The organism is Sphingopyxis sp. 113P3 (genome assembly GCF_001278035.1).
In the GTDB taxonomy this organism is placed as follows: domain Bacteria; phylum Pseudomonadota; class Alphaproteobacteria; order Sphingomonadales; family Sphingomonadaceae; genus Sphingopyxis.
Map to the genome: position 1 here is coordinate 2172920 of NZ_CP009452.1, position 16491 is coordinate 2189410.

General features: G+C 64.1%; 16 protein-coding genes and 1 tRNA gene. 10 read left to right on the plus strand and 7 right to left on the minus strand.

Annotated features, from left to right (window positions below; genetic code table 11):
• Positions 1–225 precede the first annotated feature (225 nt).
• The 8 genes from LH20_RS23970 (at position 226) to LH20_RS10595 (ending at position 8118) form a co-directional block, all read left to right on the plus strand.
• Positions 226–1233: a TonB-dependent receptor gene (locus LH20_RS23970; RefSeq protein ID WP_235527179.1), complete on the plus strand. Its 1008-nt coding sequence runs from the start codon at positions 226–228 to the stop codon at positions 1231–1233.
• Positions 1176–2597 carry a TonB-dependent receptor gene (locus tag LH20_RS23975; protein ID WP_235527180.1) on the plus strand — a complete coding sequence of 474 codons (1422 nt, stop codon included), beginning with the start codon at positions 1176–1178 and terminating at the stop codon, positions 2595–2597. Before LH20_RS23970 ends, LH20_RS23975 begins: the two co-directional genes overlap by 58 nt.
• Complete coding sequence (locus LH20_RS10570) at positions 2594–3943, plus strand: MFS transporter (protein ID WP_053554160.1); 1350 nt, start codon at positions 2594–2596, stop codon at positions 3941–3943. The genes LH20_RS23975 and LH20_RS10570 overlap by 4 nt, the downstream gene beginning before the upstream one ends.
• A gap of 31 nt (positions 3944–3974) precedes the next feature.
• A complete protein-coding gene (locus LH20_RS10575; RefSeq protein ID WP_053554161.1) occupies positions 3975–4928 on the plus strand; it encodes a TauD/TfdA dioxygenase family protein in 954 nt (317 codons plus the stop codon).
• Between the two features lie 202 nt (positions 4929–5130).
• Positions 5131–5772 (plus strand): PepSY-associated TM helix domain-containing protein, encoded by a 642-nt coding sequence (locus LH20_RS10580; RefSeq protein ID WP_053554162.1) that lies wholly within the window; start codon positions 5131–5133, stop codon positions 5770–5772.
• A gap of 11 nt (positions 5773–5783) precedes the next feature.
• Positions 5784–6314: a DUF2271 domain-containing protein gene (locus tag LH20_RS10585; RefSeq protein ID WP_053554163.1), complete on the plus strand. Its 531-nt coding sequence runs from the start codon at positions 5784–5786 to the stop codon at positions 6312–6314.
• Positions 6315–6331: 17 nt separating this feature from the next.
• Positions 6332–7165, plus strand: coding sequence for a DUF4198 domain-containing protein (locus LH20_RS10590; RefSeq protein ID WP_053554164.1), 834 nt, complete (start codon positions 6332–6334; stop codon positions 7163–7165).
• A gap of 65 nt (positions 7166–7230) precedes the next feature.
• Complete coding sequence (locus tag LH20_RS10595) at positions 7231–8118, plus strand: FAD:protein FMN transferase (protein WP_235527181.1); 888 nt, start codon at positions 7231–7233, stop codon at positions 8116–8118.
• Here the strand turns inward: LH20_RS10595 and LH20_RS10600 are convergent.
• From LH20_RS10600 to LH20_RS10620, 5 genes are all read right to left on the minus strand, one after another.
• Positions 8115–8891 carry an energy transducer TonB gene (locus tag LH20_RS10600; protein ID WP_053554165.1) on the minus strand — a complete coding sequence of 259 codons (777 nt, stop codon included), beginning with the start codon at positions 8889–8891 and terminating at the stop codon, positions 8115–8117. The genes LH20_RS10595 and LH20_RS10600 overlap by 4 nt on opposite strands.
• Entirely contained in the window at positions 8830–9507 is a 678-nt protein-coding gene (locus LH20_RS10605; RefSeq protein WP_053554166.1) for a Fe2+-dependent dioxygenase, read from the minus strand. The genes LH20_RS10600 and LH20_RS10605 overlap by 62 nt, the downstream gene beginning before the upstream one ends.
• Before the next feature lie 73 nt (positions 9508–9580).
• Positions 9581–11887, minus strand: a complete 2307-nt coding sequence (locus LH20_RS10610) for a catecholate siderophore receptor Fiu (protein WP_053554167.1) — start codon at positions 11885–11887, stop codon at positions 9581–9583.
• A gap of 118 nt (positions 11888–12005) precedes the next feature.
• On the minus strand, positions 12006–12731 hold the full coding sequence (locus LH20_RS24205) for an energy transducer TonB (protein ID WP_053554168.1): 726 nt from the start codon (positions 12729–12731) through the stop codon (positions 12006–12008).
• Between the two features lie 38 nt (positions 12732–12769).
• Positions 12770–13636, minus strand: coding sequence for an alpha/beta fold hydrolase (locus LH20_RS10620; RefSeq protein WP_053554169.1), 867 nt, complete (start codon positions 13634–13636; stop codon positions 12770–12772).
• Between the two features lie 90 nt (positions 13637–13726).
• Between LH20_RS10620 and LH20_RS10625 the strand changes: the two genes are divergently transcribed.
• Together LH20_RS10625 and LH20_RS10630 are read left to right on the plus strand one after the other, a co-directional pair.
• A complete protein-coding gene (locus LH20_RS10625; protein ID WP_053554170.1) occupies positions 13727–14518 on the plus strand; it encodes an SDR family oxidoreductase in 792 nt (263 codons plus the stop codon).
• Between the two features lie 118 nt (positions 14519–14636).
• Complete coding sequence (locus LH20_RS10630; RefSeq protein ID WP_083455375.1) at positions 14637–15842, plus strand: ISL3 family transposase; 1206 nt, start codon at positions 14637–14639, stop codon at positions 15840–15842.
• A gap of 54 nt (positions 15843–15896) precedes the next feature.
• Here LH20_RS10630 and LH20_RS10635 read toward each other — a convergent pair.
• Positions 15897–15971 (minus strand) — tRNA-Val (locus LH20_RS10635).
• Between the two features lie 71 nt (positions 15972–16042).
• A complete protein-coding gene (cpdR, locus tag LH20_RS10640; RefSeq protein ID WP_053554171.1) occupies positions 16043–16420 on the minus strand; it encodes a cell cycle two-component system response regulator CpdR in 378 nt (125 codons plus the stop codon).
• Between the last annotated feature and the right edge of the window lie 71 nt (positions 16421–16491).

The following is a 16491-nucleotide window of genomic DNA, read 5'->3' on the forward strand; positions in this document are numbered from 1 at the left end:
CGCGGTTTTGTGTCCGGCGCCGCTGTGCGCCGGCAGCAGGTGAATCATGCCTTCGCTGACCCGATCCGACCTGTCGGACCTGGCCCGCTACCCTGCGTCCTTGCGCAGCGCCGCCCGTGCGCTGTGGGGGGCAGAGCTTGCGGCTGTCCGGTCCGCACCGGCGCCTCGCGCCGCCATTCATCACACAAAAAAGGGGGCGGGATTGCCGCCCGGGGAATTTTCATGATGTCCAGAGTCTCTCCCGATCATCGTTTGACGCTTTTGCTGGGGGCCGCGCTGATGGTCCCGGCTGCGCCCGCTCGGGCCGAGGCAGCCGCCGCGGATACGGCGGTTGCAAGCCATGACGAGGCCGAAATCATCGTCTCGGCGCGCCGCCGCGACGAAAGCGCGCAGGACGTGCCCATCGCCTTGTCGGTGGTCGGGTCCGAAACGCTCGAGGCAACAGGCAATTACACGCTGGCCCAGGTTCAGCAGATCGTGCCGAGCCTTCAGGTCTTCAGCTTCAATCCGCGTAACACCAATATCAATATTCGCGGGCTCGGCAGCAACGTGTCGCTGACGAACGACGGGCTCGAAAATGGCGTCGGCTTCTACGTCGACGGTGTTTACTACGGCCGCGTTGGCCAGACCCAGTTCGATCTGGTTGATCTTGCGCAGATCGAGGTTCTGCGGGGGCCGCAGGGGACGCTGTTCGGCAAGAACACGACGTCGGGGGCGATCAACATCACCTCCAGGCGGCCGAGTTTCGACCCGGAATTCGCGGGCGAGGCGAGCGTTGGCAACTACGGCTACTATCAACTGCGCGCCTCGGCGTCGGGCGGATTGGTGGACGAGCTTGTGGCCGTGCGGCTCAGCGGTGCGGTTACGGGCCGCCGCGGCTTTCTTTACAATACGGTCCAGAAGGCGCGCGCGCAGGACTATTCGAACTGGAGCGTGCGCGGGCAGCTGCTGATCACGCCCACGCCCGACTTTGAAGTCCGGATCATCGGGGATTTCTCGCGCCAGAAGCAGAACCACGTGCTCAATGTCTTCGCCGACTATTTTGGCACCTATGCGAACGGCGCTGCCATCCCCAACAATTTTGCCGAGCGTGCCGCCCGGTTTCCAGAATATGCCTTCCCTGCAATCGCCCCTTCGCCCGGCTCGGGGAGGCCGACGGTCATTACCAGTCGAACATGGACGGCTATGGTGTGTCGGCCGAGGTCGACTGGGATGTCGGCCCCGCGAAACTGACATCGATCACCTCCTACCGCGGTTGGAAATGGAACCCCGCCAATGATGGCGATTCAACCGCGCTTCCCGTGGTCACGCTCGCCGAGCAATCGAACCGGCAGCGGCAATTCAGCCAGGAGTTCCGCCTCGCCTCGGACAGCGATGGTCCTCTCGATTATGTCGTGGGCGCCTATTATTTCTGGCAGATAATCCGCGGCTATGGGAAGACCGGCTATGGCAGTGCTGCGCCGGCATGGTTCATACCCTCTGTGCCGGCGGCCGGTGCCCAGGCCGCGCTCGTCGGCTTCGAGGCCCATTCCACGTCCGATCCATCGACCAAGAGCCTCGCCTTCTTTGGTCAGCTTGACTGGAAGATCAACGACCGGCTGAGCCTCACCACGGGGCTTCGCTATACGCGGGAGAGGAAGGCTGGGTCGTTCCACCAATTCTGGGCCGCAGGTATCGACCCAGGGACCCTGCCGGGTACGCTCGCCGCCGCAGTGATCGCGATCCGCGGCAATTTCAATCCGGTCACCAGTCGGTCGACGAGCTTTGCCGACAACAGCCTCTCGGGTCTGGTGACCCTCGCCTGGAAGGTCACCGACGACGCGCTGATTTACGCAAGCTATGCGCGCGGCAACAAGTCGGGGGGCCTCAATCTCACGAACCTGCCCGCCGATGTCGAGCTCGACGTCGCGCCCGAAACCGTCGACAACTATGAAATTGGCGTCAAGAGCCAGCTATGGGGCCGGGCGATCACATTGAATGCCGCGGCCTATTGGACCAGGATCCGCGATTACCAGACCGCGATCTTTGAACGGGTCTCGGATTCGATATCGCGCCAGTATATCGCGAATATCCCCGGCGTTCGCTCGCGCGGCTTTGAAGCGGATCTCTCGGTGGCACCCGCCGAGCGGGCGAGCTTCTATGTCTCGCTTGCCTACGCTGACACCGAATATCTGAGCTATCCCAACGCCCCCCAGGCGCCCGAACGCCAGAATGAGGGCGGAGTCCAGGACCTGACCGGCGAAAAGCTGCCGGGGGTCCCGAAATTCACCTACACGGTGGGCGGCGACATTTCGGCGCTGCTCGGGCGGCTCGGCGGACGGGACCTCGCGGTCTATGGCCATGCCGATTATTCGCACCGCTCGAGCTTCAACACATCCTCGAGCAACAGCGCCTATGCCGATGTGCCCGCCTTTGGCATCGCCAATGCACGGATCGGGCTGCGCACCGAGGACGGCCTCCTCGATCTGTCACTCTGGGCGCGAAATCTGTTCGACAAGAAATATTTCCAGACCTTGTCGCCTGGTGCGACCGGCCTCGTCACAGCGCTGATCGGCGAGCCGCGCACCCTTGGCCTCACGCTGAGGACGAAGCTGTGAGCGCCGCTCCGCCCACCGCTGGCCAGCTCATCCGCTTTTCGGCGCTGGCCGTACCGCTTGCCGCCGCTGGCCTGCCGCTCGGCGTCTATCTTCCCGCCATTTATGCGCGCGACTACGGCCTTTCGCTGACGGTGATCGGCGTAATCTTCCTCATCGGAAGGCTGTGGGATGCGCTCGCCGATCCGGTGATGGGCTCCCTCAGCGATGCGACCCGCAGCCGATTTGGCCGGCGAAAGCCCTGGATCGCGGCAGGCGGGGTCATCTTCGCCATTTCGGCGGCTTTCCTTTTCTTCCCCCCCTTCGGCGTGACGCCGCTGTCGCTCGGGATCGTACTTTTTTTCCTCTATCTTGGCTGGACCGCAGTTCAGATCCCGTTCCAGGCCTGGTCCGGCGAGGTTTCAGGAGATTATCACGAGCGGACACGCATCGCGACCTATCATCAGGTCGTGGCGGCCTGCGCCCTCTTGCTGACGCTCGTTCTGCCGACGATCGCCGACCAGCTTCGCCCCGGCGATGGGCGCTTGCAGCTCAGCCTGATGGGCGGCCTTGTACTGCTGACGATCGGCCCTGCGCTCCTCTTGTCGCTGACCGCCCTTGACGAACCGCCGCTGCCCGCGCGCCCGCCCAGCAAGCCAGAGCTTCGCGTCGTCGTTCGCGCGATCATCGGTGAGCCCCTCCTCCTTCGCGTCCTTGCGTCCGATTTCGCGGTCACCCTCGCGCAGAATATTCGCGCCGCGCTGATCGTCTTCTTCGTGACCTTTTACATGGGCCGGCCCGAATGGGCGGGTGGATTGTTCCTCTTCCAGTTCGTCTTCGGCATTTTTGCAGGGCCGATCTGGCTGAGGGTCGGTCGGCGTTACGGCAAGCATCGCACCGCCGTTGCGGGCGAGTTGCTGCAGGTCGCGATCAACTTCGCGCTGCTGCTCGTCACGCCCGAGACCTTCCCGCTGCTCTTGGCGCTGACGCTCGCGCAGGGGCTCGCGCAAGGGTCGGGCAATCTGATGCTGCGTGCGATCGTTGCCGATGTCGCCGACAAGCACAGGCTCGACAGCGGCGAGGACCGCACCGGCCTATATTATTCGGTGTTCAGCCTTGCCGGGAAGACTGCGACCGCGGTCGCGGTCGGCATCGCGCTTCCCCTCGTCAGCTGGCTCGGCTTTGACCCCAAGTCGGCCAATGGCCCTGACGCGCTCGGTGGCCTGCTGCTTGTCTTCGCGGCTGGCCCCGCCATCGCCCACACCTTGTCCGCTGCCCTCATCGCGCGCTTTCCGCTCGATGAGGCGACGCACGCCGAAATTCGCCGACGGCTCGATTCCGCACCCCCGGATTACGCCTTCGCCGAATGACCCCGCCTACCAAACCCCAAAGGAGACTGACATGAGTGATCTGCACAATAGCTACGCCAATGCACGCGACAAGAACATCCCCCTCGACATCACCCCGGTGACCGGCACCATCGGCGCGATCGTCGAAGGTGTGGAGTTGTCCGGTGACCTGCCCGCGGCGGTGGTGCAGGCGATCGAGGCGGCGCTCGTTCGGCACAAGGTTCTGTTCTTTCGCGACCAGCACCATCTCACCGACCAGGAACATGAAGACTTCGCGGCCCTGCTTGGCGATCCCGTCGCACACCCGACCGTTCCCGTCGCGGAAGGATCACGCTACCTCCTAGAGCTCGACAGCAAGGAAGGCTACGCCGCGTCGAGTTGGCATACCGACGTGACCTTCGTCGATGCCTATCCCAAAGCCTCGATCCTGCGCGCGATCACCATCCCGGAGGCGGGCGGCGATACGCAATGGGCCAATGGCGAGACGGCCTATGAAGGCTTGCCCGAGGTGCTGCGCCAGCTCGTCAACAATCTCTGGGCGACGCACACCAATCTCTACGATTATGCCTCGATCCTCCAGTCGGCACCCGATGGGGAGACAGCGCGCGAGCGGATCGCGCAGCACCGCAGCGTCTTCGCCTCGACGGTTTACGAAACCGAGCACCCCGTGGTTCGTATCCATCCGGTGAGCGGGCAGCGAAGTCTTCTGCTGGGCCATTTCGTGAAACAGTTCGTCGGTCTCAATGCGGTCGATTCGGCCCGGCTCTTTCAGACGCTCCAGGACCACATCACCAAGCCGGAGAATGTCGTGCGCTGGCGTTGGCGTGCCGGCGACGTTGCGATCTGGGACAATCAGGCAACGCAGCACCGCGCGACCGCCGATTTCGGGCTCCAGCGCCGGACACTGCGCAGGGCCACCATCCACGGCGAGGCCCCCGTTGCGATCGATGGTCGCCGCAGCCGGACCGTGCGGCAGGAAAAGGCGGTCACTTACGAGCCTGCCTGACCGAATGAGGCCGGCGCGAAGGCGCCTCTCCTCCAGCAAAAGCGCCGGCTAAACTGCGGCGCGCCGGGGTGCTTCGCTCCGGCGCGCCGCCTCTCCTTTGAGGGTCCGCTCATGGACATTCGATCGCTCGCGCCATTTATTATTGTAATTGATAATCGTTCGCGATAGAGGCAGCTCGTTCCCATCTCAGTCAGACGATCCGATGCATGCACCCTTGTCTCCGCGACCGGCACAGAGGAAGAGCCGGAAGGCCTTCTGGCTGAAACAGCTGCACATGTGGCACTGGACGAGCTCGGCCGTGAGCCTCGTTGGCCTCCTGCTGTTCGCGATCACGGGACTCACGCTCAATCACGCCGCGGATATCGAAGGGCAGCCCATTATCGCCGAGCGGTCGGCGCAGCTCCCCCCGCCACTTGTCCGCGCCGTCGCGTCGGGTCCTCCCGAAGGCAGGGCACGCCTGCCGCGGCCCGTTGCCGCCTGGGTCGAGGAGGCGCTGCCTCTCCGGGCGTCGGCAGAGGCTGAATGGTCCGAAGGCGAAGTCTATCTCCCCGCGCCGCGTCCCGGCGGCGATGCGTGGGTTGCGATCGACCGCGCGAGCGGGGCGGTGACAGCGGAGATCACCGATCGCGGCTGGATCTCTTATCTCAACGACCTTCACAAGGGCCGCAATTCGGGCGCCATGTGGAGCCTGTTCATTGACGTGTTTGCCGGCGCCTGCCTGATCTTTGCGCTCACCGGACTCTTGCTGCTCCAGCTTCACGCAGCGAAGCGGAAGAGCACCTGGCCACTGGTCGCCTCCGGCTTTGCCTTCCCGGCCGCGCTCGCCATCCTGTTCATCCATTAGGAGTATATCGCATGCAGCCCCTCTCCCGTGCCGCTCTCACTGGCCTCACGCTGGGATTGAGCGGGACGCTCGCGGCTCCGCTGCTCGCGGCCGAGCCCGCGACGATGGACGTGACCGTCACCATTCCCCGGCTGAAGGTGGCCGAATATCACCGCCCCTATGTCGCGATCTGGGTCGAGAAGGCCGGGGGGGCGGCGAAGAGTGTCGCTATCTGGTACGATTATGACATGAAGAACAACGAGGGGACCAAATGGCTCCGCGACGTGCGCCAATGGTGGCGTGTGTCGGGCCGGTCGCTCCGTTTCCCCGCCGATGGCATCACCGGGGCCACGCGCGCGCCGGGGACGCACAAAATCTCCTTTTCGCGCGCGCAACTCGGCGCGCTGGCGCCTGGTCAATATATTCTCGCGATAGAGGCTGCTCGCGAGGTTGGCGGGCGCGAACTGCTGCGCATCCCCTTCAGCTGGCCCGGCAAGGCGGGCGCCGGCGGCCGCGCAGTGGGCAAGGCCGAACTCGGCGCCGTCTCCATTTCCTTCCGCTAAGCTGAGAGGAATAAGCAATGAAGAAGCATATTATTGGTTTCGCGGCGACGGCCGTGCTGGCGGTTCTGGCGGCGGTGCCCGCAAGCGCGCACCGGCAATGGCTGCTCCCCTCGTCGACCATCGTGTCGGGCGACGACGTCTGGGTGACGGTCGATGCGGCAGTGTCGAACGACCTTTTCTATTTCGAGCACCAGCCGCTCCGGCTCAATGCGGTGAAGGCGTGGGCACCTGACGGCAGCGAGGCGCCGATCGAGAATGCCTCAACCGGGCGCTATCGCAGCACCTTCGACGTGCATCTCACGCAAAGGGGAACCTGGCGGATTGCCTCGGTCTCCGATGGGCTGATGGGCAGCTATGACCTTGGCGGCAAGACCGAGCGGCTGCCGCGTGGAACGACGGGTGCGAATCTCGCCGAGCGACTTCCCGCAGGCGCGACCAATGTGAAGACGGTGGAATCGAACAGCCGAAACGAGATTTTTGTGACCTTGGGCGAGCCGACGACCGGTTTGTTCACGCCCACCGGCAAGGGCATCGAGCTGGCGCCGGTCACTCACCCCAACGACCTCTTCGCGGGCGAAACCGCGATCTTCCAGTTTCTTCTCGACGGCAAGCCGGCCGCGGGGCTGCCCGTGACAGTAATTCCGGGCGGTATCCGCTACCGTGACCAGCTCGGCCAGATCGACCTGACGACCGATGCCGAGGGCAAGGTAGACGTGACGTGGCCCGAGGCCGGCCTCTACTGGCTCAATGTCACGACGCCGCGCGCCGGGGGTGACGAGGGGGCGGCCGAGACGGCGGAGCCGCAGCGGCGGGCAAGCTATGTCACGACGCTCGAAGTGATGGCGCCCTGACCGACCGTATCCTGATCCCGCGGGCGCTGACGCCTGCCGCTTTCACTGCCCGCGACAGCGGCGCGGTGATCGAAACCTTCGCCGGCGAGACCATGGGGACGCGCTGGTCGCTTCAGGCTGTCTCGCCCCCGGTAGGGGTATTGCAGGGCGTTCAGTCGGTACTTGACCGCGTGGTCGCGCAGATGAGTCAGTGGGAAGCGGCGTCCGACCTCTCGCGTTTCAACCGCGCCGCGCCCGGCGCCTGGCGCGACGTGCCGGCGGAGCTTGCCCATGTTCTGGAAGCTGCGCTCGCGATCGAACGATTGAGCGGCGGCGCGTTTGAGCCCGCGCTGGGCCGGATCACCGAGCAATGGGGTTTTGGAAGCACGGGGCCGGTCGATCAGGCGCCGGACGACACCCCCGCAACCGGCCGGATCGAGCTTGATACCGCGCAACGGAGAGCGCGGCGAAGCCAGGACGCGCTACTCGACCTTTCGGGAATCGCCAAGGGCTATGGCGTCGACGCAGTGGCTGCATGGCTGCTGGCGGGGGGCACGCGCCATTTCCTCGTCGAAGTCGGTGGAGAATTGCGCGGCGAAGGCATAAGGCCCGATGGCCAGCCCTGGTGGGTCGATGTCGAGCTGCCGCCGTCCTGGTCCGGCGCCGGCTGGCGGATCGCATTGCACGACCTCTCGGTAGCGACTTCGGGCGACTATCGCCGCGGCTTCGAGGTCGATGGCCAGCGTTATTCGCACAGCTTCGACCCGCGCACCGGCCGGCCGATCGTCAACGGCGTGCGCTCGACGACGGTGATCCACCGCAGCTGCATGATGGCCGACGGCTGGGCGACGGCGCTCACGGTTGTAGGCCCGGAGGCCGCGATCAAACTCGCCGATGAACAAGGGCTCGCCGCCTGTGTGCTGGCGCGGGGGCGGGAACATATCTCGCGCGCGTGGCGTGCGATGCTCGATTAGGGGCTTTTCCCGCGCAGCATGAAGGGGATTTCGACCAGTCCCTTGACTTTCACGGCCTGTCCGCCCCGTATCGTCGGCGCCCAGCGCCATTTCCGGACAGCCCGAAGGGCCGCCTCGTCAAGACGCTGAAAGCCGCTGCTTTCCGCAACCGAGATCGCCGCAACCGAACCATCGACATCGAGCGTCAGCGCGAGAACCACCGTGCCTTCCTCGCGATGACGCCGGCTTTCCCGCGGATAACTTGGCGGTGCTCCCGAGATCATGCGCGTGCCCAGATCGTCTGTCTGGACCGTCGCGGGTGGCGCCGGAGGGGCCGGAGGAGCAGGGGGAAGGGCGACCGGCACCGGCGGGGCCGGGGTCGGGTCCGGCGTGACCAGCAACGGCGGCTGCTCGTTCGGCAATGTGACGAGCGGGCGGGGCGCGGCGACCGGCGCCTGTTGTTGCTGCGGCACATCCTGTGGTGCGGGCGGCGGCGGGGGCAGGACGGCAGACAGGTTGACCACCGCCAACTTTGCAGCCCCGGTCTGTGCGCGTCGATAATTCGTCTGGGCTAGCGCCGCGAGCAATATCGCCGACAACAGCAGCGTTAGCGTGGCTGCGGGCAGATTCGGCTTGCGATCCTCGCCATAGCGGCCTGGCGCCAGGCGCGTGCCGGCGGGCGTCGCGCAAGCGCTTCCCCCGGCCTCGCTGCGACGCGGCGCTTCGACCTCGTCAGGTCTCGGACCAGTGCCGAAGGAGGTTGTGGTAGACGCAAGTGAGTTGGAGGACAGCATCGTCGTCGGCTCCGTCGAGCGTGAGTTTCTGGATCGCGGTATCCATTTCGAACAGCATCCGCCGTTGTTCGTTGTCGCGCACCAGACTCTGGATCCAGAAGAAGGATGCGAGCCGCGCGCCGCGGGTCACCGGCTCGACACGGTGAAGGCTGTTTGCAGGATAGAGGATGGCGTCGCCCGCTGGCAGCGCAATCCCGCGCCCGCCGGGGCTGCCGCTGATGATCAGGCGGCCGCCGTCATATTCCTCCGGATCGCAGAGGAAGAGCGTACAGGACAAATCCGATCGCAGATGTTCGCCGTTCGCCATCTGCATCACGGAGCCATCGACGTGGAACCCATATTCGCCGCCGCCGGCGTAGCGATTGAAGCGCGGCGGCAGGATTTTGCGCGGAAGCGCCGCGGCAAAGAAGGTCGGATTGCGCTTCAATGCGGCAAGGACCGCAGCACTGAGTTCGACCTTGAGCGGAGAGGTGTCGGGCAATTGTTCGTTGCGCTTGACCTTGGCACCCTGCGCCCCGACCGTTTCACGCCCGTCGGTCCAGTCGGCACCGTCGAGGCGGCGGCGGAACTCGGCCACCTCGTCGGGCGTCAGAACTTTCGGGATGTGCAGCAACATGCCGGTCTCCAATATCTTTCACACGGCAAAGGCGGTAGGCAAGCCCCCCGCCATGCCCCGGTGCCCTTCCTGCCTAGAAGCGGAAGTCGGCACTGAACAGGAAGGTTTGCGGCTGCCCCGGGACGTAGCGGTAGCCACTCTTGTTGATGGCGGCGACATAATCTTTGTCGAACAGATTATAGGCGTTCGCGCGCAGCTTGACGTTGTCGTTGATCGCATAACCGAGCATCGCGTCGACGACCGTATAGCCTTGGGTGCGTGGCGGCGTCCCGACCGCGCCATCAGTCCCGCGCCGCATTCCGCTGGTGTAGCGAACGCCGCCGGCCAGCTCGAGGCCGAAGGGCGTGCGGTAGCTGGTCCACGACGAGAAGCTGTCGTCGGGCGCATAGGTCAGGCCGCTGCTGCCGTCGACCGCGACGGCGTCGCCGTTGGTCACCTTGGTCTTCTGATGCGCGTATCCGGCGGATATCGACCAGGCGTCGGTAATATTGCCGACCACTGACAGTTCGAAGCCCCGCACCCGCTTCGAGCCGCTCTGGATGTCAGAGGGGTCGGCGGCGTTGATTTCGTTCAGAACCTTGGTCTGGAACACGGCCGCGTTAAGCGCGAGTGCGCCATCGAGGAGGTCCCACTTCAGGCCCGCCTCGATCGTCCTGGCTTTCTGGGGAGCGAAGTCGGGGTTGTTGGCGTTGTTGCCGGTCGCGAGCGTGAAGGTCTCGCCGCCTGGGGGCTGCTGTGACAGCGCGTAGTTCACATAGAGGCTGACCGGCTCGCTCGGCTTCAGGACGGCGCCGAGCTTCCAGTTGAAGAGCGTATCCTTGGCCTTCAGGTCGGCAGTGGTGACAATCGTGCCGACTGGCGCGGTGCCGCAAGGCACGGCGCCGCGGCCGGTTCCGTTGTTGCAGACCGCATTGGTGAAATAGGTCGTCTTGAAATGGTCGACCCGCACGCCGCCGGTGACCAGCAACAGCCCGTCAAAGAATTTCGCGGTGTCAAAGGCATAAAAGGCGAGGGTGTTCGTCTTACCCCGCGACGCGGCGCCGTTGCGCGAATGGGTGTAGTCGCTCGTGTCGTTCCAGTCGGGATTATAGAGATTGGCGACCGGCAGTGTGCCCGTGGAGCTGTGGCTGTAGAGGACCTGCTTCTCGCCGGTGATCTCGGCGCCGATGCTGAGATTATGCTCGATCGCTCCGATCGCGAAATCGGCCCGAAGGTTGAGCTGGTTGGTGAGGATGCGATTTCTGCTGTCGCGGATCGTCGGGTTTCCGCGCGTCATGTGATAGGCTGAAAGGTCGTCAGGATTGGCTGGATCGCCACTAATATTGGCTCCTGTCGACATGAAGGCGGTCAGCAGATAGTCCTGCCGGGTCTCACCGGCGCGTGCGATATTGGTAAGCCGAACGCTGTCGGAAAAATCATGCTCTATGATGAGCGTTGCCATTCTCGCTGTCACATCGTCGTGATCCTTGCGCGTGCCGTAGAAATTCTCCGAACGGACCGGATGGCCGGCCAGCGGCTCCAGTCCAGGTTGCGGCTGCCAGCCGGGGAGGGCGATCGTCGGGACATAGCCGTCGGGAATATTGTCCTGATCGACGTAGAGAAGATTGAGCCAGGCGCGGGTGGAGGTGTCCAGCCCGAGGCCGAGCGAGGCGGCAAGGCCGACGCGCTGGTTCTCGACATGGTCGCGCCCCGGAACGTCGCTGTCCTGCCACAAGAGATTGAGGCGCAGCGCGTTGTTGCTGGAGGCGCCGAGCGTCTGGTTGACGTCCGCCGTCACGCGCCTCTGCCTGTCGGTCCCAATCGATAGCGCCCCCGAAAGCGCGTTTTCCAGCGAAGCGCGCTTGGTCACCATATTGATCGCCCCGGTCGGGGCGGTGCGGCCGTTGTCGGTGCCTGCCGGCCCCTTCGCGACCTCGACCGCTTCGGTATTGAAGACATCGCGCGAGATCGAGCCGAGGTCGCGAATGCCGTCCACGAAGATGCTGCTCGACGTGTCGAAGCCGCGCATGCGGATCGAATCGCCGCTCGTCGTGTTGCCGTTCTCACCGGCATAGAAGGTGCCGACGCCCGGGCTGTTGCGCAGCACTTCGGCCAGCGTCGTCGCGCCCTGTTCGGTGAACAATTGTTTGTCGATGATCTGGATCGTCTGCGGCGTGTCGCGCAGCGGCTGGGTGAATTTGGGCGAGGAGGGCTTGTCGACCTTGTAGCCGTCTTCCTCGATCGCGGTGTCGACAACGGTGACGCCGCCGAGCACGGGATGCTTGGCTTGTTGTCCGCTCTCTTGCGCCGTTGCAGGATAGATGGCGACACCGAAGCAGCTCAGCGCCAGATAGGCCGGCGCCGCCGCGGACATGGTTTCGCGCAAACGCAAGATCGACATCAATTTCCCCTTTTATTTCGAGTGTGTCCTTTGACCAGAGGGCTGCTATTGCGAATCGATCGCAGTGTCAATGAAATTGAGAATCGTTCGCGATATAGTCGCAGCCGGGGAGGTGAGATCAGCGGCGGGGCTCAAGCCACCAAGTCTGGCGCCAGCCATAAGGGGTCGCTACAGGCGTTCCGCGGCCATCGGTCGCGGGCTTGAAGCGAAAGCGCATTTCGATCAGGCGGCACGTCGTCGCATCGAGCGACGGATCGCCGCTGGACTGAGCGATGCGGCAACCGGTAACATGCCCTGTTGTCTCGATGGTGAAGCGAACCTCAACTTCGCCACCGACCTTCGCGCGGGCCGCGGGCCTCGGATAATCGGAATCGCGGATCGTACCGCTAATCCAGGCCGGACGTGTTCCCCCGCCGGTGCCGATGCCCGATCCGCCGGCGCCGAGTCCGTCACCGCGGCCGCCCGCGCCAGAACCCGTTCCGGCGGTGGGCGCGGCACCCGCGGAGGATTCGCTACCCGCGCCGGGTGCTGGCGCGGCGGGGACTGTCGGCTCGAACGGCTTCAGCTTGGCTTTGGGCGCCGCGACCGGGGCGGCCTTGGCTCTCTTGTTTGCAGCCCCCTCTTTGCCGCTCGCTTTTTCGGCGAAGCGCGGCTCCGATGGAGGCTCCTCGCGGGGTGGCGGGGGTGCTGCTATGGTGATTGCGCTGATCGCGGCCTCCGCGACACGGACGACCGAGAGATCGAGCCCGCTTACCAGACCTGTTCCCACCGCCGCGACGGCGAGCACCGTGGCAGTTGCCGCGATCCCGCGTTGCCGGCCCGAAATCTGACCGCTGTAGTTCATCGTTCCATCCACGGCGGCCAAGCGCCTCGGGGCTGAGCCTACAGAAATTCGTCTAGCGTGGACATGAACCGTTCGAACTGGTCATGATGCAGCCAGTGGCCGGCATTTTCAAATTCAATCACCTTAGCGTTGCGAAAATGGGCGAGCCGGCCGTCCTTTTCCGGGTTCGAGGCCCAGCTGTCGGCACCGTAGAGAAGCAATGTGGGGCAGGTGATGGCCGACCACAGCGCCTCGATATCGGCCTCGGGCATGTCGAACACCGACCAGACGTTGAGATAATTGTCGAATTTCCAGCTCCAGCTCCCATCCTCGTTTCGGTTGATTCCCTGGACGGTGAGGTGGCGCGCCTGCTCGGGAGTGAGATACGCGTTTTCGGCCATCATCCGGGCGAGGGCGTCGTCGAGCGTCGCATAGCGCTTGGGGATTCTGCCCGCCGCCGCGCGCTTGTCCTCGATCCATTTGCGGAAGCGCTCGGCAACCGGCACCGCCGCGCGTTCTGCACGCTCCTTTGGGGAAGGCCCCAGGCCTTCGATCGCGACGATCTTGCGGACATGGTCCGGGTAAAGACCCGTGTAGCGCAGCGCAATATTGCCCCCCATCGAATGGGCGACAATCGTGATCGGGGCGAGGTCGAGCTGGTGGATGAGCTGCGCGAGGTCGTAGACGAAGGCGTCCATGTCGTAATTGGCGTCCGGTGACCAGGCGCTGTCGCCGTGGCCTCGAAGGTCGGGCGCGATGATATGATAGCGGTCGGCAAGTTTCTCGGCGACCCAGTCCCAGCTTCGGCAATGGTCGCGTCCGCCGTGCACGAGCAGCAGCGGCGGGGCGCCTTCATTTCCCCAGTCGACATAGTGCAGCTTCAATCGCTGCGAAATGAAGCTGTTGGAGGTGGGGCCTCTTGCCATCGGTTCGTCCTTGCTGTCTGGTTGGGTTTCAAAAGGCGACCGAATCCGATCCGTCAACCCCGGATCGTGCGCTTCAGGGGAGATAGCAGCATGACGAGTTTTCGCGACAATCTGTTCGAGGGCAAGACGGCATTCATCGCCGGCGGGACGAGCGGGATCAACCTCGGCATTGCCAAGCGTTTTGCCGGGTTGGGGGCCAAGGTCGCGGTCGCCGGCCGCGACCCTGACAAGGCCCAGCGCGCGGCCGCCGAAATCGGCCATGATGCGATCGGCCTTTCGGGCGATGTGCGCGATTACGCCGCCATCCGCGGCGTGATGGAGACGGCCGCGGGCAAGCTTGGCGCGCTGGACTTCGTCATCTCAGGTGCGGCGGGCAATTTTCTCGCCCCTGTGCTTGGCATGTCGGCGAACGCCTTTCGCACCGTTGTCGACATTGACCTTAACGGCACCTTCAATGTCTTTCGCGGCTGCCATGATCTGCTCAGCCGCCCGGGCGCCTCGCTGATCGCGATCACGGCGGGGCAGGCGGTCAACGCCTCGGCGCTGCAGGCGCACGCCTGCGCCGCGAAGGCGGGGATCAACCAGCTTATCCGCGTGCTCGCACTCGAATGGGGCCCCGACGTGCGCATCAACGGCATTTCGCCCGGCCCGATCGCCGATACCGAGGGTATGAAACGTCTGGCCCCCGATGCCGCCACGCGCGAGGCGCATTATGCCCGGATCGCGATGAAGCGCTGGGGCCGGATCGAGGAAGTCGCCGAATCGGCCGTGTTTCTCTGCTCGCCTGCCGCTGGCTACATCACAGGGACGATCCTCGACTGCGATGGCGGCAGCCAGATCGGCGACGCCTCGCGCGGCGACCTCGCGCGCGGCATGGCTTGATCTGGGCGCAGGACGACGAAACGCAAAAACGCCGCCAACCCCGAAAGGGTCGGGCTCTTCCTCGTGAACGGGGGATGAGGGAAATTGGGTTAGACTTGTCATAGGAAGGACAAGTCTGATGAAGAAGAAGGCTGATCAGGGAATCGACGGCATATTAGGGCTGTCGGATGTTGAGATTGTCCGTGTCGAGCGGCGACGCGACATTCGTGTGTGGGCGCGGCCAACGAAGCGGCCTGTTTGCCTTTATTGCGGCCACGGGGGGCTGCGGATCAAGGCGACTTATGAGCGCGAGCTCAAGCACACGCGTCAAGGCAACCAGATCCTGATCGTGCACCTTGCGGTGCCCAAATATCATTGTGCCGGTTGCGGCCGCTATTTCCGTCATCGCTTTTCGGGCATCCGTCCGCGCTATCGCGCGACGGAGACGTACCGTCTTGAGGTCTTCGACGGTCACCACGGAGGCATCAGCCAAAGCCAGTTGACGAGCACCCATGCGATCGGCAGTGCAACCATCGAGCGCTGGTATCATCATTTCATCGAACAGCGCGTCTCGGAGCTGTCCGGTCGGCCCTGCCCGCAGGTCCTGGGGATCGACGAGCATTTTTTCTCGCGCAAGAGAGGCTATGCGACGACATTTGTCGATCTGAAGAATCACAAGGTCTACGATGTCGTCCCGGGACGCTCGGAAGACAGTTTACGAAGCTATTTGCGAAGGTTGCCAGGGCGCGACAAGGTCAAGGTCATCGTGATGGACCTGTCGGAAACCTATCGCGCAATCGCCCGCAAATATTTTCCGAACGCGAAGATCGTCGCCGATCGCTTCCATGTCATTCGGCTGCTCAACCAGCATTTCCTCGAAGGATGGAAGCGCTTCGATCCCGAGGGCCGAAAGAATCGCGGGCTGCTCAGTTTGATGCGGCGCCATCGATGGAAGCTAAGCGAAGAACAGCGCAAAAGGCTGGCCGTCTACCTGAAAGCCAATCCGGTGCTCGAAGCCCTCTACACTGCCAAGCAGGACATGGCCCTCCTGCTGACGCAAAAATCCCTCAATGCCAAAAAGGCCAGCCAGCTTATCCCCGACCTGCTCAGGCTGATCGATCAGTTCGCCGCCAGCCCCCTCAAGTCCCTCGCCGATACCCTGACCAGCTGGCTCGAGCCCGTCGCCCGCATGTGGCGCTTTTCCAGGAACAATGGAATCACCGAGGGCTTTCACACAAAGATGGAGATGATCTCGCGCCGCGCGTTCGGCTTCCGCAACTTTCACAACTACCGCTTGCGCGTGCTCGCTCTTTGCGGTTGGAATGGCGTCATCAATCGGGTCTGATCCACCCTCATCCCCCGTTCACGGGGAAGAGCCAAGGGTCGGCGGCGTTTTGAATGGTGGGCGTGGCAAGGATTGAACTTGCGACCCCTGCGATGTCAACACAGTGCTCTACCACTGAGCTACACGCCCATCCCTTGGGGTGACGCGCCCCCTAATCACCTCGACGCGGCTTGGCAAGCCCTTCGCACGTCGAGGCGGCGTTATTGTTGACTTGACCGGTCGGCGCGGCCGAAGAGATTGTCGACTTCGCGCACCAGATCCTTGAGGTGAAACGGTTTCGACAGCAGTTTCGCTTGCGGAACATTTTCCTCGGCGCGCAGCGAGACCGCAGCGAAACCGGTAATGAACATGACCTGCGTCTGCGGGGCGGCCTTCGCCGTGTGCTGAGCAAGTTCGATTCCGTCCATCTCGGGCATGACGATGTCGGAGAGTAGCAGGTCGAACGTGCCCGAATCGATATAAGGCACCGCCTCGGTGCCGCGGTCGACCGCGGTGACGTGATAGCCGGCGCTGGTCAGCGCGCGCGCGAGATATTCGCGCATCACATCATCATCCTCGGCGAGCAAGATGCGAATCATGTGAACTTCATGCCCCTGGTCCCGTGCTGCCGCCTTTGGGGCGAAGCCTTCAAGTGACGGCCCATATAGCG